The sequence below is a fragment of the Salinispora oceanensis genome (assembly GCF_000383575.1).
Lineage (GTDB): Bacteria > Actinomycetota > Actinomycetes > Mycobacteriales > Micromonosporaceae > Micromonospora > Micromonospora oceanensis.
In genome coordinates this window covers 4,058,000-4,084,102 of record NZ_KB911579.1, presented here as the reverse complement: position 1 = coordinate 4,084,102, position 26,103 = coordinate 4,058,000, and the positions used below count along the sequence as shown (strand labels likewise).

Genomic DNA, 26,103 nt, shown 5'->3' with positions numbered 1-26,103 from the left:
TCACCTCTCCTTCTGCTCTGGTAAGCCGGAGGCGGCCGGGACGGCCACCGCTTCCCCACGGAGTTGCCGCAGGCTCGCCCCAATGCCGGGCCGGATTCGGGACAACGTCCCGACCCCGCCGAGGGCCAGCACCGCCACCGCCACCAGCAGCCCGGTAATGCCCCGGCCGCCGACCAGCACCCCTACCCCGGCGGCGGAGCCCACCACGGCGGCGGTGCTCGCTGCCGCGCGCAGCATCACCGGATCCACCAGCGGGTGCCGCACCACGAGCCAGGCGTACGTCACGGCCGTGAGGTTCTCGGTGAGGATGCCCGCGGCCCAGGCCACCGCCGCGCCGGTGGCGCCGTGCCCGGGGATCAACACCAGGCCGAGCGAGACCGTCACCAGCAGCCCGCCCAGGGTGGCGGCCAGGTGTAGACCGCTGCGGCCCCCCATCAGCAGCAGGCTCTGCACGTTGCCCACGCCCGTACGCACCAGCATGGCCAGGGCGAGGACGGTCAGTGCGGGGGCTCCGGCGGTGAAACCGGGCCCGAACAGTTCGAGAAAGGCCACCCCGAAGACAGCGAGCAGCAGATACACCGGCCAGGAGAGCACCAGCCCCCAGGTGGTCAGCTGCCGGTGCACGGCCGCCGCAAGGGCCGTCTGGCCCGCGCCGAGCAGCCGGGACAGCCGTGGGGCCACCGTCACCCGCAGCCCCTGGATGGCGAGCTGGCCGGCGAGGACGTACCGGCCGACGGCGCCGAAGACACCGGCCTCCTCCGCTCCGGCGAGCGCTGAGGTCAACAGCACCCCGATCCACAGATTGCCGGCGTCGATGGCGGCCGAGACGGCCCGGGGCAGCGCGAACCGCCAGAAGGTTGACCAGTCCCGCGGTCCGGGGCGGAGCCGGGCGCCCCGCCCGATGTGCAGCGGCCGCACGACCAGGGCCAGGCAGACCAGCAGGGCCAGGGCGGCCGGAGCCAGCCAGGCGGACACGCCGGCCACCAGGCCACCGCCGACCAGGACCGCACCGGCGACCAGGACCGGCCGGGCCACCGGTAGGAGAAAGAACTGCACCGACACGTACGCCCGAATCGGCCGGACACACCGCAGGGCGGCGAGCAGCAGGGTCAGGAGGACGACCACCGGGACGGCGGCGAAGCTCACCGCCAGCAGCTGCGACCCGGCAGCCGGGCCGAACACCCGGGGCGCCAGGGAGTCGGCGGCGAAGAACCCGGCCAGCGCGACCACGGCGGCAACCACGAACGGTGGGAGTAGGGCCACCGGCAGCACCCGGGCGGCATCCCGCCACCCCCCGGCCATGCGGCGGCGCGGCAGCGCCCACAGCAGACCGGTCTCGGCACCCAGCGTGCAGACGGCCGTGGCCACCGTGATCACCCCGATCGCGGCGAAGAAGACGCCGGAGCCGGTGGGGCCGTAGCCGCGGGTGATCACCACCGCAAGGAGAAAGCCGAAGAGGCCGCTGGTGGCCGCACCGAGCAGCCCGGCGACCCCGCTGCGCGCGCTGTCCCGGCGCTCCGCCTCGTCCGGCTTACCCGCGTCGGGGCCGGACGAGGCGGCCGGAGCTGTGCCGGCGGTCATCCGGCCGTCCTGCCAAGCGTCGTCGGCAGCCGCGTGGGCTGCCCTCGTGCTGGACCAGTCAGACCAGTCGGACCAGCGTCCAGCGAAGGACGGGGCCCTGACGCCGATTCGCCCTCGGTACGTGCCATGGCGAAGGCGATCACGTAGAAGGCGACGGCAAGGTTCTGATTGGCCATGCCGTAGAAGGGGATCTGCACCAGGCACACCACCGGGACGATCGCCAGCCACTGCCCCGCCGGCGAAGCTGCCCGGGCACAGGCCCGGACGGCCACGACGAACCAGGCCAGAAAGCAGAGCAGGGCGGGGATCCCGTGGCTGAACAGGACCATCCACAGCTGCCCCTGGGTGCCAATCGGTGCCTGGGCCGAGACCGTGTCGACATTCGCCGGAGCGCCGTAGCCAAGCCACGGCGAGTCACCGACCCGCCCCAGCACCGCGCGGTAGAGGGCGAGCCGGTCGGTGTTGGTGCCGCTGTTTCCGACCCGGTCCCCGATCAGCTGGGCGACCGGGATGAAGACGGTGGCGAGGAGCCCCACCAGCAGCACGCCGACAATCGAGGTGGCGACCCGGGTGTTGCCGTGCCGGCCGGCCCGGAGACCGAGTACCAGCAGACCAACACCGAGGCTGAGGAACATCGCTCGGTTCAGCGTGAGGAAAGCCGGTGCCAGGGAGAGCGGCAACGACCCGAGCAGCAACCAGCGCAGCACCCCGCGCCGCCGCAGCATGATCACCGCGACCACCGCGGGCAACACCATCGCGTACGCGCTGCCGTAGTTGTTGGTGTACGCGTACGGCGCCGCGGGACGGTAGATCGGGTTCAGCGACCGGGTGCTGTACTCGGCGGTGGAGAGGTGGACCATGTCATAGACGAAAGGTTCGGTGGCGATCGTGCCGGGCAGTAGGACCTCCACCGGGGTGGTCAGGCCGAGCCGGGGAGCGAGCACGCTCAGCCAGCCCAACGCCACCAACCCGAGCCAGAATGCGCAGAGGGGCAGGAGCACCCCGCTGCCTCCGGCCCGCTCCCGGGCCACCACGTAGACGTAGACGCCGACCACCAGCGCGGTGGCGTAGAACCCCAGCCGCAGCCCAAAGGTCAACACCGAGTTTGGCGTCCCCAGCTGGATGGCGCTGACCAGGACGATGGCGAGGAAGAGTAGCCAGATCCCGGTGCCCGGCGGCAGCGGAACCCGACCCCGAACCAGCAGCAGGGCCAGCAGCACCGCGCCCAGCAGCGGCCAGCCCAGATAGAACGCGCCGGCCAGCCACCAGATCGGCACCAGGCCGAACATCAGCGCCAGCGGCCAGACCGGTAGTCGCGGTGGTGCGGGCGACGGAAGGACTTCGGCGGCCCCGTCCCCCGCCGGCTCGCTAGTCACCGGGGTCCCGCCCACGGGCACGGTCAGCCCCGACCGCGGTGGGTGAGAACGAAGCCGAGGGGGGCCACACCAGCCGCCCGCAGCCGCTCCGCCAGCCGACGTAGATCGCTCTGCCGGGTCTGGTCCTGCTGGACCACCACCACCGCGGCGCCCTGTCGAGCCGCCGCGACGCCCCGCTCATCGGCCTCGGCCGGTGGGGCGTTGAACAGCACCACCCCGCTGGCAGCCCGCTGCCGCCAGGTACCGAACCGGATGCTGCCGGCACCCACCGTAACCGTGTCGGCGGACGCTCCGACTGCGCTCTTTCCGCTGCTCGGCGCGGTGGATGCGATCCGGGGGAGCGAGATCGTGCCATCCGGGTCGTCGGGCGTCTGGTGGTTAGCGGCAGGACCGTGGCCGGCCGGGGTCGCGCGCTGGACCGTGGCCTGGCGGGGAAGAGCGGTCGGGTGGGGGGATGGTCGCCGGACGGCGATCTGCTCGGTGACCTCGTCAATGGGGGCCGCCCGCTGGCCCTGGCGCGGCTGCGGCACCACCGGCCGGGCGGAACTCGCCGTCGCCGGCAGGCGTGCCACGCCAGCCAGCACCTCGCTGCGCAGCCGTCCCAGGCGATCGATGTCGTCAGCGAGGTACACCTCCCGGCCGGTGACCGCGAGCGCCACCGCCAGCCCGGCGCCCAGCGCGGTCTGATCTCCCCGGGTGGTCAACAACACGATCCGGGCCGGTTCCCGGATCCGCCCAGCGATGGCCATCGCCACGTACCGAACATCGGCGTCCACGGCGTGCCGTGAGCCGCGCGCTTTCGGGCCGCGGGCGGTACCGAGTAGTGGCAGGCCGGTAGCGTCCCGGCCGTCGTCAACCGACCGGATGCGCCGGTCCACCGACTCCCACCCGTACGCCAACACGATGCCGAGCAGCACCCCACCCAGCAGCCCCGCGAGCAGGCGGAGCAGGTCGCTACCGCCCGGGGCGACCAGGTTCGTCTCCGCCTCACGGGTGACCCAACCGGGGTTGACATCGACCGCCGCGATCTCGGTACGGGCCGAGCTGAGCTGGACCAGCTGGCTGTTCACAGCGGACAGCTCGGCCACCGCCGCATCCGCCTCGCCCTCCCGCGCGCTGGCAATCCGACTTTGCAACGCCGCCTGCTGGGCCTGGACCTTCCGGATGCTCTCGTCGTACGAGCGCAAGATGTCCGCCCGCTGCTGCTCGTACATGGTGCGGCGCACGTCCAGGTAGGCCGCCGCGGCGAGGTTGACGCCGGCAACCGCATCCCGGGTTGAGTTCGCGGTGAAGCGGAAGCGCAGGATCTGACCGCCGGTCGGCACCTCGAGTTCGAGGGCGTCCTGCACGTCACGCTGGTCCCGGCCGGTGGCGTCCACCAGCCGCCGCACCACCTCGGTCCCGGTGGCGATGCCCCGCTCCACGTTCATGTTCACCGCGCGATCGGCGGAGGCGCCGCTCGGCGTGAAGGCGTCGGTGACCACCGGTCGCACCGCCACCACGGCGTCGGCGGTCACCGCGCTCGGCACCAGCAGCACATAGCCGAGTGCGGCGAGCAGCCCGAGCACGGCGGCACCGGCCAGCACCCGGATCCGGTGCAGCGGCACGCGAAGCAGGTCGGTCAGGGTGACCGTACGACCCGATGTCCCCCCACCCGAGGCGGTGTTGGCGGTCCAGCCACCACCGGCGGTGCTAGTCATTGAACTTTTTCACCGTCTGTTGCGGGTTTCCAATAACCACTACCCGGGGCGGGACATCCGTCCGGACCACCGTGGCAGCGCCCACGACACTGTCCCGGCCGATCCGCACACCCTTGAGCACGAGTGCGTGTGCGCCGATCCAGACGTTGTCCTCAAGAACAATCGGGGCTCGGGTGCGCGGGGTGGGCGGGTCGTGTCGCACCTCGGGCCGCAGATTGTGGAAGTCGTTGTCCCGCACCTCACAGTTCGACAAGAGGCAACGGTCGCCGACCGTGACCGAGGTCCAGGCACCCACCCAGGTCGCACTCAACAGACAGTCAGCGCCGATGTGAACCTCCCCCGGACCGGCGAACCGCACCAGCTTGTTGATCCGAGTCCGGTCGCCGATGCGCACCCGCACGCCGCGGCGTAGCCGGACCCTTCCACGGATCTCCACATCCCGGCCGAGACTCAGCCTCGGATAACGCAACCGATACCAGCCGCGCTTCAGTGCGAAACCGGCACTTACCCCAAAACCACGGCGGATGCCCCGCAACGATCCTCCCCATGTCCGGGGACGACGGCATAGCTCACCGTCAGCCAACATGAAGCATCCACCATAATCGACGATCCTCAGTCGACTTACTGCACGGTGAAGAACAGTTGCGGAGTGGACCAGGTCAGCTCCGGGCTCGCGGTCACGAGCAGAACGCCCTCCGCGCCGTCCACCACCGGATCCACCGCTGGCCGGAAGGGGACGCTACGCAGGTTCCCGTCGGTGTTTCCGTACACAATCCTGCCGTCCACCCACGCCATGCCCCGCACCGTCGACCAGTCGACCCCGGTGGTGGGCAGCGTGAACTCGGTGGCACCGAGGTAGTTCCCGTCCGTCTCGAAGTACCGGTAGTGGAGGGCTTCGGAGTCGGCCCGGGTGTAGTGGAGGCGCCCGTCCAGGAAGAAGGCACCGGTCAGCTCCCCCGCATCGAACCAGTCGTTGTAGCCGGACGACTCCCACGGGACGCCGATCACGCCACCGGGGAACATCGAGATGTCGATCCGGCTGCCCGTCGGGGTTCCGGCGACGGTGTGTGCCCAGTAGATCCGGTCACTCATTCCCCAGGTCGCCCCGGCGCCGGTGTAGTTCGGCTGGCTGACCGTGGTCGGTGCGCCGATGCCGGTGCCGTCGAACGGAACCCGGGCCAGCTCGCCCTCCCCGGTGCCCAGGTAGAGATTGCCGCTGGTCGCGGTCGACGGGTTCTTCGGGGTGATCGTCCGACCACCGGAGCGGGGGAACATCCCGAGCCGGCCGTGGTACTCGCCCCCCATGCCGTCGGAGTTGTGCCCGAAGTAGAGCCCGTCCTCTCCTCGCCAGAGCACCGGCACGGTGGAGCCCCACGGACTGGTGCCGGCGGGCAGCGACGAGCCGCCGTTGCGACGCGGATTCCAGTTCACCGGCATCCCGGTGGCCGGGGTGACCGCGGCGATCCCGAGCCGGTCAATGGCACCGTCGCCGGCGCCGCCCCGGTGCGCGGTCGGATTGTTCAACCAGCGAAAGTGCCCACCGAGGTAGATGACGTTGTCGACCACCTCGACGGAGGTGATGGTGTCCCGACCGGTGTAGTTCACCCAGGTGCCGACCTGACCGTCGCCGCGGGCCGTGGTCTCGAAGCGCACGAGCGCGTCACAGTATCCGGCCGGCCAGCCCGCCCCGCCGTTGGTGCCGACGACGAACCAGCTACCGGCGCCGCCGAACCGGACATCCTGCACGTAGGAGAAAGCCAGCCGTCCCTCGCACGGCGCCACGAACTTCTCCGTGCTCCAGTCGAGGACACTCGGCGTACCGGAGAGGTCAACGAGCGCCATCTGGTTCCGCGGCAGGCCGTTGACGTCGGTGAAGTTGCCGCCCGCTACCAACGTCTGCCCGTCCGGGGAGACGTCGATGGTCCAGACGTACGAATTGGTGCCGGCTCGTCCCATCGTGGCGTTGACGGCAAAGGTCGGGTCGATCGCCCCCGTACTGGCGTGCAGTCGGGCAAGCCCGGCGTGCGGGGTGCCGTTCACCCAGTTAAAGGCCCCCGCCAGGTAGAGCCAGCCGCCGGAGAGCACCATGTCCCGCACGGTGCCGCCGTCGGAGCGGCCCACCCAGCTGTCGACGGTGGCGCCGGTGCTCGGGTCGAGCGCCACCAGATTCTTCCGGGACACCCCGTTGGCGTTCCGGAAGGCGCCGCCGACGAGCAACGTGTCGTTCGGGCCGGCGACCAACGAGTTCACCGCACCGTCGAGCGCCGGCAGGAAGGTCGTCGAGATCGCCCCGGTGACCTTGTCGTAGCCGAACAGGTAGCGCTGGCTGACCCACGCCGCGGTCGGATCCTGCCGGACCTGGGTGAAGGTGCCGCCGACGTACACCATCGAGCCGATCTGCGCGAAGGCCCGGGCCTCGCCGTCGCGGGCGTGCGGTGTCTCATCAACAGGATCGCTCGACACCAGGATCTGTGTCTCGGGTATCGGCGGGACGGTGGCGGAGGCCGCGGTTGGTACGAGCAACGCGGCGACGACGGTTACCGAGCAGATCAGGGCCGTTCGAACAGGGCGACCCGAAGTCCGCCGACGAAGCGAGAACCCAGCCACGCTATACCTCCCAGGGGTGAGAACTCGCGTAGCGTCCCTTGCCCGACCCCCTCAGCGATATCCACCGATTGGTCGGCAATTGCCCCGCGGGCCCCAGCCCCGGGCGCTCCGGCCGCGCCCCGGCGTCCCCCGCTCGGCGCACGGCACCGCTGTTTCACTCCGTTGGCGTGTGACGAGCCGCCGCTGCGGGGATCAACCCGCCCGAGCCGCGGTGAGCGCGGCGGCCATCGCGGCACGCGGCGCCGGCACCCCGGTGAACTGCTCGAACTGGCCGACCGCTTGGGCCAGCAGCAGATCGAGACCGGAGTAGACGCGGCAGCCGGCGGACCGCGCGGCGGACGCGAGCGAGGTCGGCCAGGGGTCGTAGAGGGCATCGAAGAGCACCGTGGCGGGCCGCCACGCCACCGCCGCGGCGAGCGGGTCGGCGGCCCCGGCCGGCACGGTCGAGATCACCACGTCGGCGGAGCAGGCCGCAACAGCGTCGGACCAGGGAACTCCGGTCAGCGACACGCCCACCGCCGCGGCCACCGGACGCAGGTCGGCGATCGCGGCCTTCCGCCGGGCCACCACCGTCACCGTCCGGGCCCGCAGCGCCGCCGCCGCGGCCACCGCCGCCCGGGCGGTACCACCGGCGCCGAGCACCGTCAACGTCGACTCCGGGCCGACCCCGGCCCCGGTCAGCACCTCCACCATGCCGGCGACATCGGTGTTGTCCGCGTGCCAGGAGCCGTCCGGCCGGCGGACCAGGGTGTTGGCCGCGCCGACCGCGGCGGCGACCGACGACGCCGTCGCGGCCACCGCGAGCGCCGTCTCCTTGCCCGGCATGGTGACCGAGAGCCCCGCCCACTCCGGTCCCAAGCCGGCGACCAGAGCCGGCAGCTGCGCCTCGGCGCATTCGAAGCGGGTGTACGACCAGTTGTGCAGGCCCACCGCGGCGTAGCCGGCGTTGTGGATCACCGGGGAGAGGGAGTGCGCGATCGGGGCGCCGACCACCGCCGCCCGCACGCGCTCAGATGACACCCGCCTCCCTCGCCTTGGCCTCGTTGCGCAGCTGCTCCTCGTAGGTCTCCGCGAAGGCGGACTCCCCCTCCTTGTTGATCGCGACGAAGAAGAGCCACTTTCCCGGCGGCGGGTCCATGGCGCCTTCCATGGCCAGCTGACCCGGGTTGTTGATCGGGGTGGGGATCAGGCCCTCAAGCTTGCGGCTGTACGGGCTCTCCGTGTCAAGCAACTCGTCCTGGGTCATCTCGGCCGAGGTCTTGGTCTCCTGGCCGGTCAACTCCAGGTAGTAGTTGACCGTGACATCCATCTCCAGGCAGTTGCAGTTGAAGTCGCCGTAGACTCGGTTGTAGGCGACCCGCGCGACCTTGCCCAGGTCTCCCGGCGTACCCGCCTCGGCTTGGGCGAGTGACGCGACGATCAACGCCTCGTAGGGCGCGATCTGGCGTTCGTTCTGCACCCGGTCGACGAACTCCATTCCCTCGGCGACGGTGAGGAACCGCTCCACCATCAGCGCGAGAATCGACTCGGCCGTGGGGTCCGGGGGAAGCTCGTAGGTGTCGGGGAAGAGGAAACCCTCAATCGACGGCTCGACCTTCCGGTCATCGGTCCGCTTGAACCACCACTCCGGGACACCGAGCGCGAGCGGATCCTTCGCCGCCGCCTCGAACTCCGCCACGGGGATCTCGGTCTCTTCGGCGAGTAGCTTGTAGATGCTCTTCGCCGTCCGCCCCTCGGGCACAGTGATCCCGTTCACGACCCGATTCTTCGGGTCCAGCATCGCGGCCACGGCATACTCGCCGCTCATCTGCTTACGCAACTCGTACTGGCCAGGCTGGATGTTCTTGCTCTGGCTGTTATCCTCCGCCGCATTGACGAAAGCCTTGCTGCTCTTGACCACCCCGGCCTCGTGGAGCGTGACCGCGATGGCGGCGATCGGAGCGCCCTCCGGGATCTCGACCGTCACCGCCTCGGTCCCGGAACCGTCGTAGTCCGGCGTGCCGAGCAGGCTCTGGATCCGTTCGAAGCCGTAGTAGGCGCCCCCACCGAGGCCGCCGAGTAGAGTCAGGGTCAGCAGTAGGGCCAGCACGGTCTTGCCGCGCCCGCCACCCGAGCCGCGCTTTCGCTCGCGCTGCCGCTTACGCACGTAGCCGCGCCGATGCCGGCCCTTCTCCCCCCGATCCGCATCGAAATCGGGATCCAGCTCCTCGATCATTGCATCCGCCTCCGCTGCGCATCGAGCCAGCTCTGCAGGATTTCCACCGCGGCCGCCTGGTCCACCACCGCCCGCTGCCGCCGCCCCCGGACGCCACGCTCAGCAAGCCTACGGCTAGCCACGACCGTTGACATCCGCTCGTCGGCGAGCGTCACCGGCACAGGCGAAATCACCTCGATCAGGCGGCCGACATACGCCTGCACATGTACGGCGGCGGGGCCCTGCCGACCGGCGAGATTCACCGGAAGGCCAACCACCACCTCGACCGCCTCGTGTTCGGTCACCAGCGCGGCCAGCTCGGCCATGTCGCTGGGGACCGCCTCCGGCGCGGCAGTGCGATCCCGGGCGAGGGTGACCAGCGGGGTCGCCAGGACGCCATGCGGGTCGGACCGCGCCACGCCGACCCGGACCTGTCCGACATCCACCCCGAGGCGTACGCCCCGGGACCACTGCGCCACGAATGGTCACCTCCCTGAGAGAACGAACGGGCGGCACCTCCGGCACCGGACATCCTCCGGCACATTACGCCCCGGCGATGGCATTCTCGACAGTGCGGAGCAACGCCGGCGCCTCCGCCGCCGGCAGACCGCCCCCCTGGGCCAACTCGGGGCTGCCCCCACCCCGACCGGCGAAGGCTACCTTGACCAGATCCGCCGCCGACAGCCCCTGGCTCCGGGCAGCTGGGTTGACCGCCACCACCAGCGAAGCCTTGCCGTTCGCCCGGGCCGCCACCGCGACCACCGCCGGACGTGCCGGATCGATCCGGCCACGGATCTCCTGTGCAAGGGTCCGCACATCGTTGCCGGCCGCGCCCTCGGGCGCCTCAGTCCCGACGTACGCCACCCCACGCACCTCGCTCGCCTGGGCGGCGAGGGCCGCCGCGCCACCGAGCACCAGCTGCGCGCGCAGCTTCTCCAGCTCCTTCTCGGCGTCGCGCAGCTGGGTGACGGTCTGCTCCACCCGCTCCGCGACCTGGTCGGACGGGACCCGGTACAGCTCGGCGAGGCGGGCCACGAGCAGATGCTCGCGGGCAAGGAAGTTGAACGCGTCGATCCCGACCAACGCCTCAACCCGGCGCACCCCGGACCCGATTGACGACTCGGAAAGGATCTTCACCAGGCCAAGCTGGCCGGAGCGGCCCACGTGGGTGCCACCGCACAGCTCTCGCGCGTAGTCACCGACCTCGACGACTCGCACCTGCTCGCCGTACTTCTCGCCGAAGAGCGCCATCGCACCGATCCGCCGCGCCTCGGCCAGCGAGGTGACGAAGGCACGCACCTCCAGGTCGGCCAGGAGCGCCTCGTTGACCTGCTGCTCCACATCCCGCAGGACGCTCGGCGCCACCCCGGTCGGGGTGTTGAAGTCGAAGCGGAGCCGCCCCGGTGCGTTCAGCGAACCGGCCTGGGTGGCGGACTCACCGAGGAAGTTGCGCATGGTCTGGTGTACGAGGTGGGTCGCGGTGTGCGACCGGGAGATCGCCCGACGGCGATCGGTGTCAATCTCGGCGAAGCCAGTCTCGCCCACGCGCACCTCGCCCCGCAGCACCCGGGCCCGATGGACGATCAACCCGGGCACCGGCTGCTGCACGTCGAGGACCTCCACCTGGCCCCCACCAACGGTGATCACGCCGAGATCCGGCTGTTGACCACCACCCTCGGCGTAAAACGGGGTGGTGTCGAGTACCAGCTCGACCGTCTCGCCCTCCACCGCCGCGGCGTGCGGGCTGGCCGCACCGAGCACCGCCCGCACCGTCGACTCGCGGGAAACCTCCTGGTAGCCGGTGAAGGTGACCGGGCCGCCCTCATCCAGCACCATCCGATACGCGGAGAGGTCCACGTGCCCCGTCTTACGGGCCTGCGCGTCGGCCTTCGCCCGAGCCCGCTGGTCGGCCATCAGCCGACGGAAGCCCTCGGCATCGACCTGCAGGCCCTGCTCGCCGGCGATCTCCAGAGTCAGGTCGATCGGGAAGCCGTACGTGTCGTGCAGCTGAAACGCCTTCGCGCCGGAGATCGCGCGCCGGCCCGCGGTGCGGGTCTCGGCGATGGCGGTGTCCAGGATCGTGGTGCCGGCGCGCAGCGTGGACAGGAACGCATCCTCCTCCGCGTACGCGTAGTCGGCGATCCGGCCGAAGTCCGTCGCCAGTTCCGGGTACGACGCGGCCATGCAGTCGCGGGCCACCGGCAGCAGCTCGGGCATCGCCCGTTCCTGCCAGCCCAGCAGCCGGATCGAACGGATCGCCCGACGCATGATGCGGCGCAGCACGTAGCCCCGCCCCTCGTTACTCGGGGTTACCCCGTCCCCGATCAGCATCAGTGCGGTGCGCACATGGTCGGCGACGACCCGCAACCGAACATCGTCCGGGTGCGATTCGCTGGCGACCTGACTGGAGTGCGCGCCATACCGCTTGCCGGTCAGCTCGGCGGCCTTGGCCAGGATCGGCCGCACCTCGTCGATCTCGTAAAGGTTGTCCACGCCCTGGAGGATGGATGCCATCCGCTCCAGGCCCATCCCGGTGTCGATATTCTTCGCCGGCAGGTCGCCGAGGATCGGGTAGTCCTCCTTGCCGGTGCCCGGCCCCCGCTCGAACTGCATGAAGACGAGGTTCCAGAACTCCACGTAGCGGTCCTCGTCAACCGCCGGGCCGCCCTCCGGGCCGTACGCGGGGCCGCGGTCGTAGAACAGCTCGGAGCACGGCCCGCACGGGCCGGGGATGCCCATCGACCAGAAGTTGTCGGCCTTGCCGCGACGCACGATCCGATCCGCGGGCACGCCGACCGACCGCCAGATCTGGAACGCCTCGTCGTCGTGGTGGTAGACCGTCGGCCAGATCCGCTCCGGGTCGAGTCCGAGGCCCCCGGCGGCAACCGGTTTGGTGGACAGGTCCCAGGCCAGCCGGATCGCCTCGTCCTTGAAGTAGTCCCCGAACGAGAAGTTGCCGTTCATCTGGAAGAACGTCCCGTGCCGGCTGGTCTTGCCCACCTCGTCAATGTCCGGCGTACGGAGGCACTTCTGGACGCTGACGGCCCGCTTGTAGGGCGCGGTCTGCTGCCCCAGGAAGTAGGGGACGAACTGCATCATGCCAGCGGCGACGAACAGCAGGTTCGGGTCGCTGATGGCGGGCAGCGGAGCGGACGGCACCACGGCGTGACCGTTCGCCTCGAAATGCGCGAGGTACCGCTGCCTGATCTCCGCCGTCTTCATCGCTGGTGCTCCTCCGGGAAAGTCTCTCGATCGCCGGCGCGCGGATATTCCCGCAGCTCGGCGACGTTGTCGTCGAACGCCTCGCCGCGCGCGAAGGCCTCGTGAATCTCCTGTTCGCGCTCGGCCATTCCGATCCGGACGTCCGACACGAAGCTACGTACCGACTCGGCCAGGCCGCCAGCGGATTCGGACAGCCCGCCGGCGATCCCGGCCGGCGTGTAGGCCTGGGCCGTCCGGGTGGCCTTGCGGACCACCAGCACGCCCACAGCCAGTCCGATACCCAGCCAGAACAACCGCCTCATGACTCTCCCCCTCCTGCGCGCCCCGGCGCTGCTCAGCGGCGACCGCGCCGGCGGTCGCGCTGTTGCTGCTTGATGGTGTCCCGCACCTCACGTTCGGTCTCCGCATGCCGGCGGGCGGCCGTGGCCCGACGCACGCCATAACCGAAGGCGGCCACCTTGACCAGCGGGCTCGCGGCAGCGGCGGAGACGATCGTGGCGAGGTTGGCGACGTTCGCGGTGATGTTCTGCGCGTGGTTGGTCATGGTATCGACCTTGGCGAGCTGGAGATTCACCCCATCCAACGAGGTCTGCACCTGATCCAGCGCGGTGTTGACATTCTTCACCGTGGTATTGACCTCGCCCAGCAGCGGCGCGGTACGCTCATTGACGTCGTTGATCATCCGGGTGGCCGCGTCAACCGTGTGCCGCAGTCGCAGGATCGGTAGCACCAGGATCAACACCAGCATCGCGAACGCGATCGCCGCGATCAACGCCGCGACTTCTCCAAGGTCCACGCCTGTCCTCCTCAAGCCGAATCAGCGGGCACCGGACGTTTCAGAGCAAGCCGCCGTCGTCCCCACGCCCGTGCCGCGCGCCCCGGCCACTGGTCGGCCGGAGGCAGGCGGGCCTGCCAGCCCAGACCCTACCGTCCGTGATGGAGACCGCCTCAGGATGGTGAGGGGGTCAGTTCACCGAGCGGATCCTCGGACAAGGTCGGGAAAGGATCCTCGCCGGTGAGCGACGGGTCGGTGCTCGGCTGCGGTCTCGTCCGATCATCATCAATGGCGTTCCGCACCTTCACCGAAACCAACGAGCCGGTGCACTCAGACGCCCGGGTTGATGGATCCGGGGACGGCACAAGCGCCGGCTCGCCGTCGACTGGTGGCGGCACACAGGCGGGCTCGCGTACCCACAGATCGAGGGTCAGCTCATCCCGTCGCCAGCAGGTGTAGCTGCCCTTCGCCGACTGCTCGGGGCAACGGTCGACCTGCCAGGGCTGCCAGCCGTCCCCCCGCAGCGACGCCTCGTAGACCTGGACAGTCTCCTCCGGAGAACGTTCCGAGACCACGGTGCGCTCGCGGAGTCGACAGTCCAGCAGACACCAGCGACTGCCACTGACGTCGTCCACCGTCTCGGTCGCTGCCCAGGTGGGAACCGCCAACTGGTCGAGGGTGTCGAAGACCGGGTCACGGTTCAGCGTCTGTAGCCCGAAGACGGCCGGGACAACACCGAGCAGCACGATGCTGGCCAGCGCCAGGGCTACGGTCCGGAGCCGCTGCTGCGGTTGCCGGCGCAGGTACGAGCGAGCGCCACCGGATTCGTCCGGTGCGGCGGTGTCGACCGCGGGGAGTTCCGCCCCGCCGCGCGGCGGCCCGTCCGGCGTGGCCGCCAACGGCGTCGGCGGGACGCCTTGGGGCGTGGCCCCGGCCGGCTCTCGCGGTGGCGGCAGCGCGCGACCCGACGGTCGCTCGTCCACGCTGGGACGGGGGCCGGCGGGCCGGGCCGTCCCAGCCGCGGGTCGCGGACCAGCTGGTGCATCGCCGGGCCGGGCAGCACCGGGCGGGGCCGCCATCCCGGGGGGACCGCCCGGGATGCCATCCGGTCGGGCTACGCCGGGCGGAGGAGCTCCGCCCGCGGGCGGGTTCGGCATACCCGCCCGCCGCGGGGCAACCGTGCCCGACGGCGGCCCGACGGCGGCCCGTGGTGGCGGCCCAGCGGTAGCGGCCCGTGGTGGCGGCCCGGCAGCGGCCCGTGGCGGCGGCTGATCCGGACGGCCCGGACGGACAATGCCCGGGCCGGGCGGGGGTGGCTCACCGATCGCGCCGCTCGCGGCGGCGGACGGGCGGGGGCGCTCGGCAGCCGGTCCAGCGGGCGGGTGTGGCCGCGCGGGGCCAGCCGCTCCCGGGTGCGGACCGGCGGGGCCAGGCCGCGCTCGCCCGGCGGCGGGACCGCCCCGGGACGGTTCGGGTCCAGAACGCGAGCCGTCAGCGGGTCCCCGGCCGCCGGCGGGCGGCGCGCTACGCGGGGCTACCGGCGAGCCCGGCGGGACCGCCGGTTGATTCAGGGGGCGCAGCGTGGGGTCGGTCTGGTGGGGGGTACGGCCGGCCTGCCGCAGCCAGTCGGCCGGCCGCTTCGGTCGAGCTCGCCGCCCCTCGCCGGGGACCGGGTCGGCGCTGTCGCTTCGCGGGCTCGGAATGTCGGTGTTCACCGCGGGAGTGGCCGGCCCCGGGCCGCCCTCGGGGGCGGACGGGCGGCCACGCGGGACAACGGTGTCCTCCTCCGGCGTCTCCCGTCGGCCATGCCGGGCCACACCACCGGACGGCGGGGCAGCACGGTGGCCGGGTGCCCTGCCGACCTCGGGTGACGCACGGTGTCCACCCGGGGCGAGAGGAATCCCGCCGGTGGAATCGTCGCCGGCCCGGCCGGGGACCACCGGCGGGGCGCCCGGAGCGCCCGTCGGTTCACCGGCGCCACGTCGTCCACCTCGGCCAGCCGATGGGGCGGGGCCCGGCTGCGGCGCGGCGGCGGCCGGAGGACGGGCTGGCGCTGCCGGACGGCCACGACCGACCGGCTCGGCGGTCGGCGGGCCGGGCGGGCCCCCCCGCCCCTGGGCCTGGGGAGGCGCTGAGGGGCCGGGAGGAGCGGGAGGCGCGAAAGGACCGGCTACCCCTCCAGGAGGGGTGACAGGCCCAGCAGGAGCGGGCTGCCCGGGAGGAGCCGCGGGCTTCGCGGAGCCGGACCGCCGGCCAGCGTCGGGACGCGGGCGGGGCGCCTCGGTCGCGTCTCGCCGCACGGGCGGGGTAGCCCCAGTGCCGCTCGGACCCGGGTCGGCACCGAGGCGCTGTGGCGGCGTGGACGGACCGGGCCCGCCCTCCGGGCCCAGCTCAGCCCGCTGCGCCTTCGCCGTACGCAGGTCGTCGATCCAGCCGAACTCTTCGCCGCTTACCGGCTCGGCGGCCGCGGCCTCGGCCTTCCCCCGCCCCCAGCGGCGCCCCTTGCGCCGCTGGTCGGCGCTCTCCTCGGGCTGGTCCGCCCCTCGCGACTTCACTGCTGCCCCTCCTCAGTGGCGTCCGCGCCACCCTCGTACGCCCCGTCGTCACCCGGTCTTTCGGGTTGGCGGCCGTTGCCCGCCCCGGTGCCACCGGGCGCCGCCGCCGGCCGGCGGTCAGCCGTCGGCGCCGACCGGCGAATGATCCGGCGCAGCAGCGGCAGTCGATCAGCGACGGCTCGCTCGGCCCCGTGCTGGCTGGGCCGGTAGTAGTCGGTGCCGACGAGATCGTCGGGCACGTACTGCTGGTTGACCACACCCCGTTGGTCGTCGTGGGGATAGCGGTAGCCGGTGCCGTGGCCGAGCCCCTTGGCGCCGGGGTAGTGCGCGTCCCGCAGCCCGCGCGGCACCGCCCCACCCCGACCAGCCCGGACATCGGCGAGGGCCGCCCCGATGGCGGTGGTCGCCGAGTTCGACTTCGGGGCCGTGGCCAGGTGGATCACCGCCTGGGCGAGGTTGAGCTGGGCCTCCGGCAGGCCGACGTACTCCACCGCGTGGGCGGCGGCGGTGGCCACGCCGAGCGCACCCGGGTCGGCCAGGCCGACGTCCTCGCTGGCGAAGATGACCATCCGTCGGGCGATGAACCGCGGATCCTCGCCGGCGACCAGCATCCGGGCCAGCCAGTGCAGCGCCGCGTCCACATCGGAGCCGCGCATGCTCTTGATGAACGCGCTGGTCACGTCGTAGTGGCTGTCGCCGTCGCGGTCGTAGCGGACGGCGGCGCTGTCCACCGCCTGCTCGGCGGTGGCCAGATCGATGCGGTCGGCCCCGACCGCGGTGGCGGAGGCGGCCGCGGCCTCCAGGGCGGTGAGCGCCTTGCGGACGTCACCGGCGGCGAGCCGGACCAGGTGCTCCTCGGCGTCGGGGGCGAGGGCGGGCGTGCCGCCCAGGCCACGACCGTCGGCGACCGCACGGCGGAGCAGGTTGCGCACCGCGTCGTCATCCAACGGCTGCAGGGTGAGGAGCACGCACCGGGACAACAGCGGCGAGATCACGGAGAAGTACGGGTTCTCAGTCGTCGCCGCCAGCAGCGTGACGGTCCGGTCCTCAACCGCGGCGAGGAGCGAATCCTGTTGGGTCTTGCTGAATCGATGCACCTCGTCAATGAAGAGCACGGTCTGCGGGCCACCGGCGCGGCGCTGCCGGCGGGCGGCGTCAATGACGGCACGGACGTCCTTCACCCCGGCGTTCAGCGCCGACATCGCCACGAAGCGACGGTCGGTGGCTCCGGCCACCAGGTGCGCGATGGTGGTCTTCCCACTGCCCGGCGGCCCCCAGAGGATCACCGACATCGGTGCGGCCCCGGAGACGAGTTGATGTAACGGCGCGCCGGGGGCACGCAGGTGGTCCTGGCCGATCAGCTCGTCGAGCCCGGTCGGGCGCATCCGGACGGCCAGCGGCGCGTCCTGACCGACCGGCGTGAACCCAGTCACGCCGGCAGTACCCGCGGGCGCGACGGCCGCGGCGGCGGGCTCTCCGAAGGAGAAGAGGGCGTCAGGATCCATCACGGGAACAGTACCGGGCGCGGCCGGGGTCAACAGAATCAGCGCCGCCGGGCGGAGCTGACCTGCCCCTTGCAGTCCGGCCGGTGCCACCGGCCGCGTGCCGCGGCCGGTGGCACCGCCATCAACGCCGGGCCGCGCCCGCTCCGGTGGTCGGGTCACCGGCGCGGGCCGGGGGCACGCCGGGCTCTCCGCTGACCGGCGCCGAGCCCTCCGGCCGGGCCGCCGGGGGCTCGGGCGACGCGCCGGCCGTCGGCGCACCGACCGGGGTGGGAGAACCATCGCGGCTGGCTCGCCAGGCGGGTAGGTACAGCGGCGCGGCGATCGCGAGCACGACCGCGCCGGCCAGCATCGCGACGCTGACGCCGGCCCGGTCGGCGACCAGGCCGAGCACGATCCCCCCAGCGGCACCGGCGGGCGCGGCCACCATCGAGTTCAGGGAGACCACACTGGTTCGGTACGGCCCGTCGACCTGCCGGTGCACCAGCCCCATGTGCAACGGGTTCGAGGCGCCGTGCACGACGTAGCACACGACGAAGGCGATCAGCACGCCGACCGGACCGGCGAGCAGCGCCATCCCGACCACGGTGACGCCCTGCGCGATCCGCAGCAGCGCCGCGGCGGGCGCGGCGCCCAGTCGCCGGGTCAACAGCGGGGTCACCGCCGCGCCGCCGGCGCTCGCGAGCCAGGCCACCATGGTTGCCGGCCCGAGCAGCGCCCCGGCCCGATCGGAGTCGCCGAGCACCTCGGCAAGCCGGACCGGCAGGAGAGCTTCGAAAGTGACCATGCCGAAGCCCCAGAAGAGCTCGACGGAGAGCAGGGCGAGCAGCACCCGGGAGCGGCGCAGCAGCCCCATCGCCTGGCCGATCATCCGGGGGGCCTCCGCGATCGACTCGCGCAGCGCCGACGACCCGGCGGTGGGACGACGCTCACGTAGCAGGGCGAGCACGGCCAGCAGCCCGACGACCTGCAAGCCCACGGCGGCCACGATCGGCATGGTCAACGCAGTGAAGGGGCCGACCGGGCCGAACGCGACCAGCGCGCCACTGAGCAGGGCACCGACCGCCATGGCGACGCCGAGCGCCGTCCCGCCCTGGCTCAGGCCGCGCTCATACTCGGCCTCGGGGTCGGCCGCGAGGGTGCTGTCCACGAACCAGGACTCGAGCGGGCCGCTGTCCAGCGCCCGATAGACCCCCTGCAACGCCCACACCGCCACCAGCAGGGCGAACGAGTCGACCACGACGAAGAGCGCTAGGGAGACGAGGTTGACCACCGCGGCGAGCACCAGCACCGGCCGGCGTCCCACGGCGTCGGCGAGCCCGGCGGTCGGCAACTCGAGCAGGAGGACGAGGAGACCCTGGGCGGCGAAGGCCACGCCGATCTCGGTGAGGGTGAGGCCCCGCTCCTGCATCAGCAGGACGAAGACCGGGACCAGCAGGCCGACCGGCAGCCAGCGCAGGCTGAGCAGAATGAGGTAGCGGTTGCGGACCTGTTGGATCGAGAGGGTAGCCATCACGCCTCCTTCGGTAGCGGGTAGGCGGCGAGGTAGACCTGAACCTGCTCGGCACCCGGCTCCGCCGGGTCGGCCGCTTCGCGGTATCGCTCCAGGACCTGCCAGAGTTCGTCGTTGAGCGCCTTCAGCCGGTCTGCCGGGAGGGTCAGGAAGGCGTCGCCCATCCCGAAGGCGTCTCGCCACTCCGACGACCACTCGCTCTGCGCCGCGCGCCACCGCTGCGCCTGCTCGGTCAGCAGGCGCAGCTGGTGGCCCTGGATCCACTCCAGGGCGGCGCGGGCGTCCGGGTCGTCGTCGAAGTCGGTGGGTTCGAGTTCGCTGATCTCGTGCGCGGCCCGCCACCAGCGCTGCCGGCCGGTGCCCCGGTCGGGGTCCTCGGCGACCAGCCCCACGTCGGCGAGCTGACGCAGGTGGTAGCTGGTGGCACCGGTGTTGGTGTCGAGCTGTTCGGCCAGCATGGTGGCGGTCGCCGAGCCCTGCACCCGCAGCGCCCCAAGGAGCCGGATCCGCAGTGGGTGCGCCAGCACCCGAATCTGCCGGTGGTCGATGTGCACCACGCGCGGAGCCGGCCCTGCCCGCTCCCGGTCATCAGTCATACTTGCACAATATCTGTGCACAACTTCTATGCACAAGAGTTTTGCACAAAACTTATGCGACGCCTTTGGGTTCGACTACTCCCGCACCCCTCAGCCCGACCGGGCGCCGAACACGACAGTGGCGGCCCGGCAGGAGCCGGGCCGCCACTGGAATGACCAACGAGGCGATCAGGTGGGGTCGGCCACCGGAGCAGCCGGGCCGGCGGTGCCGGCCTGCGCCCGCGCCTCCGGCTTGGGCCGGGCGTCCACGCCCGCCTCCAGGCGCTGCGCCGCGGTGATCGGGGTCGGCGCGGCAGTCAACGGGTCAAACCCGCCGCGGGTCTTCGGGAAGGCGATGACCTCACGGATCGAGTCGGCACCGGCGAGCAGCATGCAGACCCGGTCCCAGCCGAAGGCGATCCCGCCGTGCGGCGGCGCGCCGTACTTGAACGCCTCCAACAGGAAGCCGAACTTGTCCTGCGCCTGCTCGGGGGTGATGCCGAGCAGGTCGAAGACCCGCTGCTGCACGTCGCCGCGGTGGATACGGATCGAGCCGCCGCCGATCTCGTTTCCGTTGCAGACGATGTCGTACGCGTATGCGAGAGCCTGCTCCGGCGCCTCCTCGAAGCGGTCCACCCACTCGGCGTTCGGCGCGGTGAACGGGTGATGCACCGCGGTCCAGCCGCTCGCACCGCCCGCCTCGCCGTCGGTGACCCGCTCGAACATCGGCGCGTCAACCACCCAGCAGAACGCCCAGGCGCTCTCGTCGATCAGCTTCGCCCGGCGAGCGATCTCCACCCGGGCCGCGCCGAGCAGCTCCTGCGCCGCCCGGCTCTCCGCGCCGGCGGCGAAAAAGATCGCGTCGCCGGGCTTCGCGCCAACCGCGTCGGCCAGACCCGCCAGGTGCTCGGTGGAGAGGTTCTTGGCGACCGGGCCCCGCGCCTCACCCGTCTCGGCGTCGAGCACCACGTACGCCAGGCCCTTCGCGCCCCGCGCCTTGGCCCAGTCCTGCCAGCCGTCCAACTCCTTCCGGGACTGCGCCGCACCGCCGGGCATCACGACCGCACCGACGTAGCCACCCGCCTCGATCGCGCCGGCGAAGACCCGGAACCGGGTGCCGCGCAGGTAGTCGGTCAGCTCGGTCAACTCCACGCCGTAGCGCAGGTCCGGCTTGTCCGAACCGTACCGGGCCATGGCCTCGTGCCAGGTGATCCGCGGGATCGGCCGGGTGATCTGGTGGCCGGCCAGTTCCCGCCACAGCCGGGACACGATCGCCTCGCCGAGGTCGATCACGTCGTCCTCGGTGACGAAGGACATCTCGATGTCCAGCTGGGTGAACTCCGGCTGCCGGTCCGCGCGGAAGTCCTCGTCCCGGTAACAGCGGGCGATCTGGTAGTAGCGCTCCATCCCGCCCACCATGAGCAGCTGCTTGAACAACTGCGGCGACTGGGGCAATGCGTACCAGGTGCCGGGCTGCAGCCGGACCGGCACCAGGAAGTCCCGGGCCCCCTCCGGCGTCGAGCGGGTCAACGTCGGGGTCTCGATCTCCAGGAAGTCCCGCTCGTGCAGCACCGTCCGGGCGATCTGGTTGGCCGCGGAACGCAGCCGCAGGGCGTTGGCCGGGCCGCTGCGGCGCAGGTCCAAATACCGGTAGCGCAGCCGGACGTCGTCACCGGCCTCGACCTGGTCGTCCACCGGCAGCGGCAGGGGCGCCGCCTCGGAGAGCACCTCCAGCTCCTCCGCCGTCACCTCGACCTCGCCGGTGGCCAGTTCCGGGTTCTCGTTGCCTTCGGGACGACGGGTCACCTCACCGGTGACCTGGACGCAGTACTCGTTGCGCAGCACGTGGGCGTCCTCCTCGCGGAGGACGACCTGGGCCACCCCGGAACCGTCCCGCAGGTCGACAAAGATGACACCGCCGTGGTCGCGCCGGCGGGCCACCCAGCCGGCGAGCGTCACCGTGGTGCCGGCGTCCGTCGCGCGCAGGCTTCCGGCGTCATGGGTACGGATCACGGCGTGCGTCTCCCTCGTCTGCGGAATGAATCTGCCCGGCATCCTCGCCGGGCCGCCCCGGGGCCGCATCCTCGTTTCCAGCCTGTTCCGGGGCAGAATGTCTCTGCCCCGGCATTCTGTCAGGGCTACCGCACCGCCGTTTGCCGGGTGCGCGGAAGGAGAGCCCGCCGCGCCCTGGGGCGTCAGCCCCGGGCCGCCTGTCGGGCGCGACGGGCGTCGCGCTTCTCCTCGAATCGGGACGCGGCGAGCTCCAGGCCCTCGAGGTGGGCCGCGATCTGGTCCCGGGCCGCCTCGCCGTCCGCGTCCAGGCCCGACACCTCGAAGATGTCCCACTGCCGCAGCACCGGCAGCACCACCTCGTCCCGATGCTGGCGCAGGTCGTAGATGCCGGCCAGGGCGATCGCGACGGACTTCCGGGCGAACCCCTCGATGCCGTTGCCCGGCATCTGGAACTCGGCCAGCACGTCGGCCACCGCCCGCATCGTCTGGCTGGGCGCCAGCTCCAGGGCGGCGGCGAGCAGGTTTCGGTAGAAGAGCATGTGCAGGTTCTCGTCGGTGGCGATTCGCGCCAACAGCGCCTCGCAGCGCGGATCGCCGGTGGCCCGACCGGTGTTCCGGTGCGAGATCCGGGTGGCCAACTCCTGGAACGACACGTACGCGAGCGAGTGCAGCATCTCCTCGTCGTGCGCGTTGCGGTAGCCGGCCGACATGTGCGTCATCCGGGCGCGCTCCAGGGCCACCGGGTCGACCGCCCGGGTCACCGTCAGGTAGTCCCGGATCGCGATGCCGTGCCGCGCCTCCTCGGCCGTCCACCGGTGCACCCAGGTCCCCCACGCCCCGTCCCGACCAAAGAGCGTGGCGATCTGGTGGTGGTACGAGGGCAGGTTGTCCTCGGTGAGCAGGTTGACGATCAACGCGGTACGGGCGACCTCGGGCAGCTCTGAGTCGGCCGGCGTCCACGCCTGCCCGCCGAGCGGGCCGTCGAAGGTCCGCCCCTCACTCCAGGGCACGTACTCGTGCGGGAACCACTCCTTCGCGATCGACAGGTGCCGGTCGAGGTTCTTCTCCACGACGACTTCCAGCTCGTGCAGGAGGGCGGTCTGGCTGAGGACGGTCATGTGGGTCTCCCTACGGCGGCGTAACTTACGCCACCGTAGGTCCGATCGTCGGTACGCGCCAGTAACGTCCCACGCGCGCCTCGGAGCAGCGCCTTCCTGCCGAAACACCCACCCCGGACCGAGCGGGGCCGGCGGTCACGTGAACTCAGCTCACCACCGGCCGCAGGTCTGCCGCGGGCGGCTGCCACACCTCGGCCCGCGCCGACACCTGCGCACCGGTACGGATGTCCTTGACCTCGTCCGCTCCCTCGTCCGTGCCGGGGAACCACACGTACGGGATGCCCCGCCGCTCGGCGTAGCGGATCTGCTTGCCGAACTTCGCCGCGCTCGGCGCGACCTCGGTGCAGATGCCCCGGGCCCGCAGCGCCTCGGCGACCCGGTTACTCACCGCCCGCTGCGCCTCGCTGGTCACCGCCACCACCACACAGGTGGGGACCGGGCGGGAAATACTCAGCGCCCCGGCACCGAAGAGCAGGCCGAGCAGCCGGGTCACCCCGATCGAGATGCCCACTCCCGGGAACGCGACGGCACCGGCGCTGGCCAGGTTGTCGTACCGGCCGCCGGAGCAGATCGAGCCGAACCGCTCGTACCCGACCAGCTGCGTCTCGTAGACGGTCCCGGTGTAGTAGTCCAGGCCGCGGGCGATGCGCAGGTCGGCGACGCAGAGGCCGGGCGCGTGCTCGGCGGCGGTCTGCATCACCTGGACCAGCTCCGCGAGGCCCTCGTCGAGCAGCGGGTGACTGACCCCGAGCGCGTTCACCGCGTCGGCGAACGACGCGTCCGGCGCCGAGATCTCCGCCAGCGCCAGCACGGCCTTCGCCTGCGCCTCGGTCGCCCCGGCCGTGGCGGTCAGGAGGTCGGCCACCTGGGCCGGGCCGACCCTGTCCAGCCTGTCGACCGCGCGCAGCGCCGCCTCCGGGTCGCTGATCCCCAGCCCCCGGTAGAAGCCCTCGCAGATCTTGCGGTTGTTGACCTGGATCCGCACCGGCGGAATCGGCAGCGACCGCAGCGCGTCCCCGATCACCAGCGGCATCTCGGCCTCGTGGTGCGGCGCCAACGTGTCCCGGTCAACGATGTCGATGTCCGCCTGCAGGAACTCCCGGTAGCGGCCCTCCTGCGGTCGCTCGCCCCGCCACACCTTCTGGATCTGGTAGCGGCGGAACGGGAACTGGAGCTTGCCGGCGTTCTCCAGCACGTACCGGGCGAATGGCACGGTCAGGTCGAAGTGCAGGCCAAGAGCGTCGTCGCCGGCCGGTCCGTCGGGGTCGGCCTGCAGCCGCCGGAGCAGGTAGACCTCCTTGGAGGTCTCCCCCTTGCGCAGCAACTGGTCGAGCGGCTCGACCGCGCGGGTCTCCAGTGGGGCGAACCCGTACCGCTCGAAGGTGTCCCGGATCCGCTCCAGGACGGACTGCTCGATCATCCGCTGGGCGGGCGTCCACTCCGGAAAGCCGGAGATCGGCGTGGGCTTACTCATGGTGCTCCGTTCGCGAACCCCGCGCGGTCCACGCGGGGGAAAGAGGATCCGGCGGCTACAGGCCGCGGGCAGGGGCCGCCGGTCGCGCCTGCGCGCCCGCGACCTCGAGGAGGTACGGGTTGGCGGCGCGTTCCCGGCCAATCGTCGTGGTGGGACCGTGGCCGGGCAGCACGACCGTGTCGTCCGCCAGCGGGAGGATCTTGCTCCGCAGGCTGGCGAGCATCGTCGGATGGCTGCCACCCGGCAGGTCGGTACGGCCGATCGAGCCGGCGAAGAGCACGTCACCGGAGAGGCAGAGCTCGTCTGCCTCCCAGCGGGAGCCCGCGCCGGGCAACCGGAAGAGCACCGACCCGCCGGTATGGCCCGGCGCATGGTCAACGGTGATCTCCAGCCCGGCGAGGTCGAGGGTGGCGCCGTCGGTCAGCTCGGCGACGTCCTCCGGCTCGGTGTACGGCAGCCGACCGCCGAAGAGCCCGGTCAGGTCGGCGGAGAGCCCTTTCGCCGGATCGGCGAGGAGCTCCCGGTCAGCCGGGTGAACGTACGCGGTGACCCCCCGCGCACCGCAGACCGGCGCGACGGAGAAGGTGTGGTCGAGGTGGCCGTGGGTCAACAGGACCGCGGCCGGATGCAGCCGGTGCTCGGCCAGCAGGGCGTCGAGTCGGTCGAGCACCCCGATGCCGGGATCGACCACCACACACTGCTCCCCCGGCGCCGTCGCGACCACGTAGCAGTTGGTGCCGAAGGCGTCCGCGGGAAAACCGGCCACGAGCACGACGGCTCCCCTTCCCTCAAAGTGTCAGGTCGTCTGCTGAGCCTAGTCGCCGCGGCAACCAAGCTCGCGCGGTGCGGCCCGGTGGCGGGTGCGGCACGGTCCGCGGTGCACCACTGCGCCACCTCGTACACGACAATCCCCGCCACTGGTCGTACACTCTTGCGGGCGTGTGGCATGGCACACCTGACCAACGGTCGGGCCGCCCGTCACGGAACCAGGGTAGAGGAAGGGGAGCGCGGGTGGCCTCCAGCAGGGATCGGCAGCGCAAACTGGCGCGGGCAAAACTCGACCGACAGCTGGCCCGGCGGGCCGCTCGGGCCCGCCGCCGACGGCAGGTCCAGGCCGGGGTGGGCGTCGCAGTCGTCCTCGCCCTGATCGTGGCCGGCTCCGCCTGGGCGCTGGGCGCCTTCGATCGGGACCCGGTCGAGGACACCGCGGCCGAGGAGATCTGCTTCTGGACCCCGGAAGACGCCACCGCCAACACCAACCTGACCGACGTCGGCACACCGGCCACCACCGGGTTGCCGACCGAGGGGGTCCGGACGATGACGGTCGTCACGAACCAGGGCGCCCCGGTCACCGCCGAGCTGGACACCGCCGCCACCCCGTGCGCCGTCGCGAGTATCTCCCACCTGGCGGCGAACTCGTTCTACGACAACACGAAGTGCCACGAGATCACCGCCGAGGGTGCGGTGCGCTGCGGCGACCCGAGTGGCACCGGACTGGGCGGACCCGCCTACTCCTTCTATGACGAGAACGTCCCCACCCCGGCGGAGGCCTCGGCCAGCCCCGCGCCCGACCAGCCCGCGACCTACCCGAAGGGCACGGTCGCGATGGTCGGCGACAGGCCCGGCGCCAACGGAAGTCAGTTCCTGATCTTCTTCAAGGACTTCACCACCGCCGACCCGGCGTACACGGTCGTTGGCCGCGTCACCGGTGGCCTGGATACGGTCGAGAAGATCGGTTCGCTTCCGACCGTGGAGAATGCGGGCGGGGCGAAGGTCAAGCCGAAGGACGACGACGTGGTTATCCAGAGCCTGACGGTCACCGAGCCGGCGACGACGCCGACTGCCACCACGTCGGCCACCCCGGCGGTTGACCCGAGCGCCGGCTGACCGATCCCAGC

The 26,103-nt window shown here is 71.8% G+C and carries 20 protein-coding genes; 1 reads left to right on the top strand and 19 read right to left on the bottom strand.

The annotated features are described in order from the left end of the window. The 19 genes from SALPAC4_RS0118890 to SALPAC4_RS0118800 all read right to left on the bottom strand — a co-directional run bounded on the left by SALPAC4_RS0118890 (nt 1) and on the right by SALPAC4_RS0118800 (nt 24,977). Entirely contained in the window at nt 1–1,581 is a 1,581-nt protein-coding gene (locus SALPAC4_RS0118890; protein ID WP_019871657.1) for a lipopolysaccharide biosynthesis protein, read from the bottom strand. Continuing rightward, the gene (locus tag SALPAC4_RS0118885) at nt 1,578–2,972 is read right to left on the bottom strand and encodes an O-antigen ligase family protein (protein ID WP_019871656.1); all 1,395 of its coding nucleotides are present in this window, start codon (nt 2,970–2,972) and stop codon (nt 1,578–1,580) included. The genes SALPAC4_RS0118890 and SALPAC4_RS0118885 overlap by 4 nt, the downstream gene beginning before the upstream one ends. A gap of 8 nt (nt 2,973–2,980) precedes the next feature. Beyond that, nucleotides 2,981–4,657, bottom strand: a complete 1,677-nt coding sequence (locus SALPAC4_RS0118880) for a P-loop NTPase family protein (protein WP_019871655.1) — start codon at nt 4,655–4,657, stop codon at nt 2,981–2,983. Beyond that, complete coding sequence (locus tag SALPAC4_RS0118875; protein WP_027644366.1) at nt 4,650–5,192, bottom strand: acyltransferase; 543 nt, start codon at nt 5,190–5,192, stop codon at nt 4,650–4,652. The genes SALPAC4_RS0118880 and SALPAC4_RS0118875 overlap by 8 nt, the downstream gene beginning before the upstream one ends. A gap of 86 nt (nt 5,193–5,278) precedes the next feature. Beyond that, nucleotides 5,279–7,210: a delta-60 repeat domain-containing protein gene (locus SALPAC4_RS0118870; RefSeq protein WP_027644365.1), complete on the bottom strand. Its 1,932-nt coding sequence runs from the start codon at nt 7,208–7,210 to the stop codon at nt 5,279–5,281. Between the two features lie 246 nt (nt 7,211–7,456). Continuing rightward, on the bottom strand, nt 7,457–8,284 hold the full coding sequence (locus SALPAC4_RS0118865; RefSeq protein ID WP_027644364.1) for a shikimate dehydrogenase: 828 nt from the start codon (nt 8,282–8,284) through the stop codon (nt 7,457–7,459). Continuing rightward, nucleotides 8,274–9,479 (bottom strand): endolytic transglycosylase MltG, encoded by a 1,206-nt coding sequence (mltG, locus tag SALPAC4_RS0118860; protein ID WP_019871651.1) that lies wholly within the window; start codon nt 9,477–9,479, stop codon nt 8,274–8,276. Before mltG ends, SALPAC4_RS0118865 begins: the two co-directional genes overlap by 11 nt. Next, entirely contained in the window at nt 9,476–9,937 is a 462-nt protein-coding gene (gene ruvX, locus SALPAC4_RS0118855) for a Holliday junction resolvase RuvX (protein ID WP_018730022.1), read from the bottom strand. The genes mltG and ruvX overlap by 4 nt, the downstream gene beginning before the upstream one ends. Nucleotides 9,938–10,001: 64 nt before the next feature. After that, nucleotides 10,002–12,680 (bottom strand): alanine--tRNA ligase, encoded by a 2,679-nt coding sequence (gene alaS, locus SALPAC4_RS0118850; RefSeq protein ID WP_019871650.1) that lies wholly within the window; start codon nt 12,678–12,680, stop codon nt 10,002–10,004. Next, the gene (locus SALPAC4_RS0118845) at nt 12,677–12,982 is read right to left on the bottom strand and encodes a hypothetical protein (RefSeq protein ID WP_019871649.1); all 306 of its coding nucleotides are present in this window, start codon (nt 12,980–12,982) and stop codon (nt 12,677–12,679) included. Before SALPAC4_RS0118845 ends, alaS begins: the two co-directional genes overlap by 4 nt. A gap of 32 nt (nt 12,983–13,014) precedes the next feature. Continuing rightward, on the bottom strand, nt 13,015–13,476 hold the full coding sequence (locus tag SALPAC4_RS0118840; protein WP_018730025.1) for a DUF948 domain-containing protein: 462 nt from the start codon (nt 13,474–13,476) through the stop codon (nt 13,015–13,017). A gap of 152 nt (nt 13,477–13,628) precedes the next feature. Then, a complete protein-coding gene (locus tag SALPAC4_RS0118835; protein ID WP_019871648.1) occupies nt 13,629–14,354 on the bottom strand; it encodes a hypothetical protein in 726 nt (241 codons plus the stop codon). Between the two features lie 1,652 nt (nt 14,355–16,006). Next, nucleotides 16,007–17,515, bottom strand: a complete 1,509-nt coding sequence (locus SALPAC4_RS0118830; RefSeq protein ID WP_027644363.1) for a replication-associated recombination protein A — start codon at nt 17,513–17,515, stop codon at nt 16,007–16,009. Between the two features lie 121 nt (nt 17,516–17,636). Then, nucleotides 17,637–19,025: an MFS transporter gene (locus tag SALPAC4_RS0118825; RefSeq protein WP_019871646.1), complete on the bottom strand. Its 1,389-nt coding sequence runs from the start codon at nt 19,023–19,025 to the stop codon at nt 17,637–17,639. Continuing rightward, on the bottom strand, nt 19,025–19,621 hold the full coding sequence (locus tag SALPAC4_RS0118820) for an ArsR/SmtB family transcription factor (protein WP_026325298.1): 597 nt from the start codon (nt 19,619–19,621) through the stop codon (nt 19,025–19,027). Before SALPAC4_RS0118820 ends, SALPAC4_RS0118825 begins: the two co-directional genes overlap by 1 nt. 168 nt (nt 19,622–19,789) lie before the next feature. Further along, nucleotides 19,790–21,613: an aspartate--tRNA ligase gene (aspS, locus tag SALPAC4_RS0118815; protein WP_019871645.1), complete on the bottom strand. Its 1,824-nt coding sequence runs from the start codon at nt 21,611–21,613 to the stop codon at nt 19,790–19,792. 182 nt (nt 21,614–21,795) lie between these two features. Then, nucleotides 21,796–22,731: an acyl-ACP desaturase gene (locus SALPAC4_RS0118810; protein WP_019871644.1), complete on the bottom strand. Its 936-nt coding sequence runs from the start codon at nt 22,729–22,731 to the stop codon at nt 21,796–21,798. 145 nt (nt 22,732–22,876) lie between these two features. Next, entirely contained in the window at nt 22,877–24,205 is a 1,329-nt protein-coding gene (gene hisS, locus SALPAC4_RS0118805; RefSeq protein ID WP_027644362.1) for a histidine--tRNA ligase, read from the bottom strand. 55 nt (nt 24,206–24,260) lie between these two features. Beyond that, entirely contained in the window at nt 24,261–24,977 is a 717-nt protein-coding gene (locus SALPAC4_RS0118800; RefSeq protein ID WP_019871642.1) for an MBL fold metallo-hydrolase, read from the bottom strand. Nucleotides 24,978–25,216: 239 nt separating this feature from the next. On the opposite strand from SALPAC4_RS0118800, the gene SALPAC4_RS0118795 reads away from it, so the two are divergent. Continuing rightward, nucleotides 25,217–26,092, top strand: a complete 876-nt coding sequence (locus SALPAC4_RS0118795; RefSeq protein ID WP_019871641.1) for a peptidylprolyl isomerase — start codon at nt 25,217–25,219, stop codon at nt 26,090–26,092. Nucleotides 26,093–26,103 lie beyond the last annotated feature (11 nt).

What these genes read in the sequence shown, in the direction of transcription:
- SALPAC4_RS0118810 (WP_019871644.1), bottom strand. Translation starts at nt 22,731, where the DNA reads ATGACCGTCCTCAGCCAGACCGCCCTCCTGCACGAGCTGGAAGTCGTC.
- SALPAC4_RS0118825 (WP_019871646.1), bottom strand. Translation starts at nt 19,025, where the DNA reads ATGGCTACCCTCTCGATCCAACAGGTCCGCAACCGCTACCTCATTCTG.
- SALPAC4_RS0118845 (WP_019871649.1), bottom strand. Translation starts at nt 12,982, where the DNA reads ATGAGGCGGTTGTTCTGGCTGGGTATCGGACTGGCTGTGGGCGTGCTG.
- SALPAC4_RS0118820 (WP_026325298.1), bottom strand. Translation starts at nt 19,621, where the DNA reads ATGACTGATGACCGGGAGCGGGCAGGGCCGGCTCCGCGCGTGGTGCAC.
- SALPAC4_RS0118830 (WP_027644363.1), bottom strand. Translation starts at nt 17,515, where the DNA reads ATGGATCCTGACGCCCTCTTCTCCTTCGGAGAGCCCGCCGCCGCGGCC.
- hisS (WP_027644362.1), bottom strand. Translation starts at nt 24,205, where the DNA reads ATGAGTAAGCCCACGCCGATCTCCGGCTTTCCGGAGTGGACGCCCGCC.
- alaS (WP_019871650.1), bottom strand. Translation starts at nt 12,680, where the DNA reads ATGAAGACGGCGGAGATCAGGCAGCGGTACCTCGCGCATTTCGAGGCG.
- SALPAC4_RS0118890 (WP_019871657.1), bottom strand. Translation starts at nt 1,581, where the DNA reads ATGACCGCCGGCACAGCTCCGGCCGCCTCGTCCGGCCCCGACGCGGGT.
- SALPAC4_RS0118880 (WP_019871655.1), bottom strand. Translation starts at nt 4,657, where the DNA reads ATGACTAGCACCGCCGGTGGTGGCTGGACCGCCAACACCGCCTCGGGT.
- mltG (WP_019871651.1), bottom strand. Translation starts at nt 9,479, where the DNA reads ATGATCGAGGAGCTGGATCCCGATTTCGATGCGGATCGGGGGGAGAAG.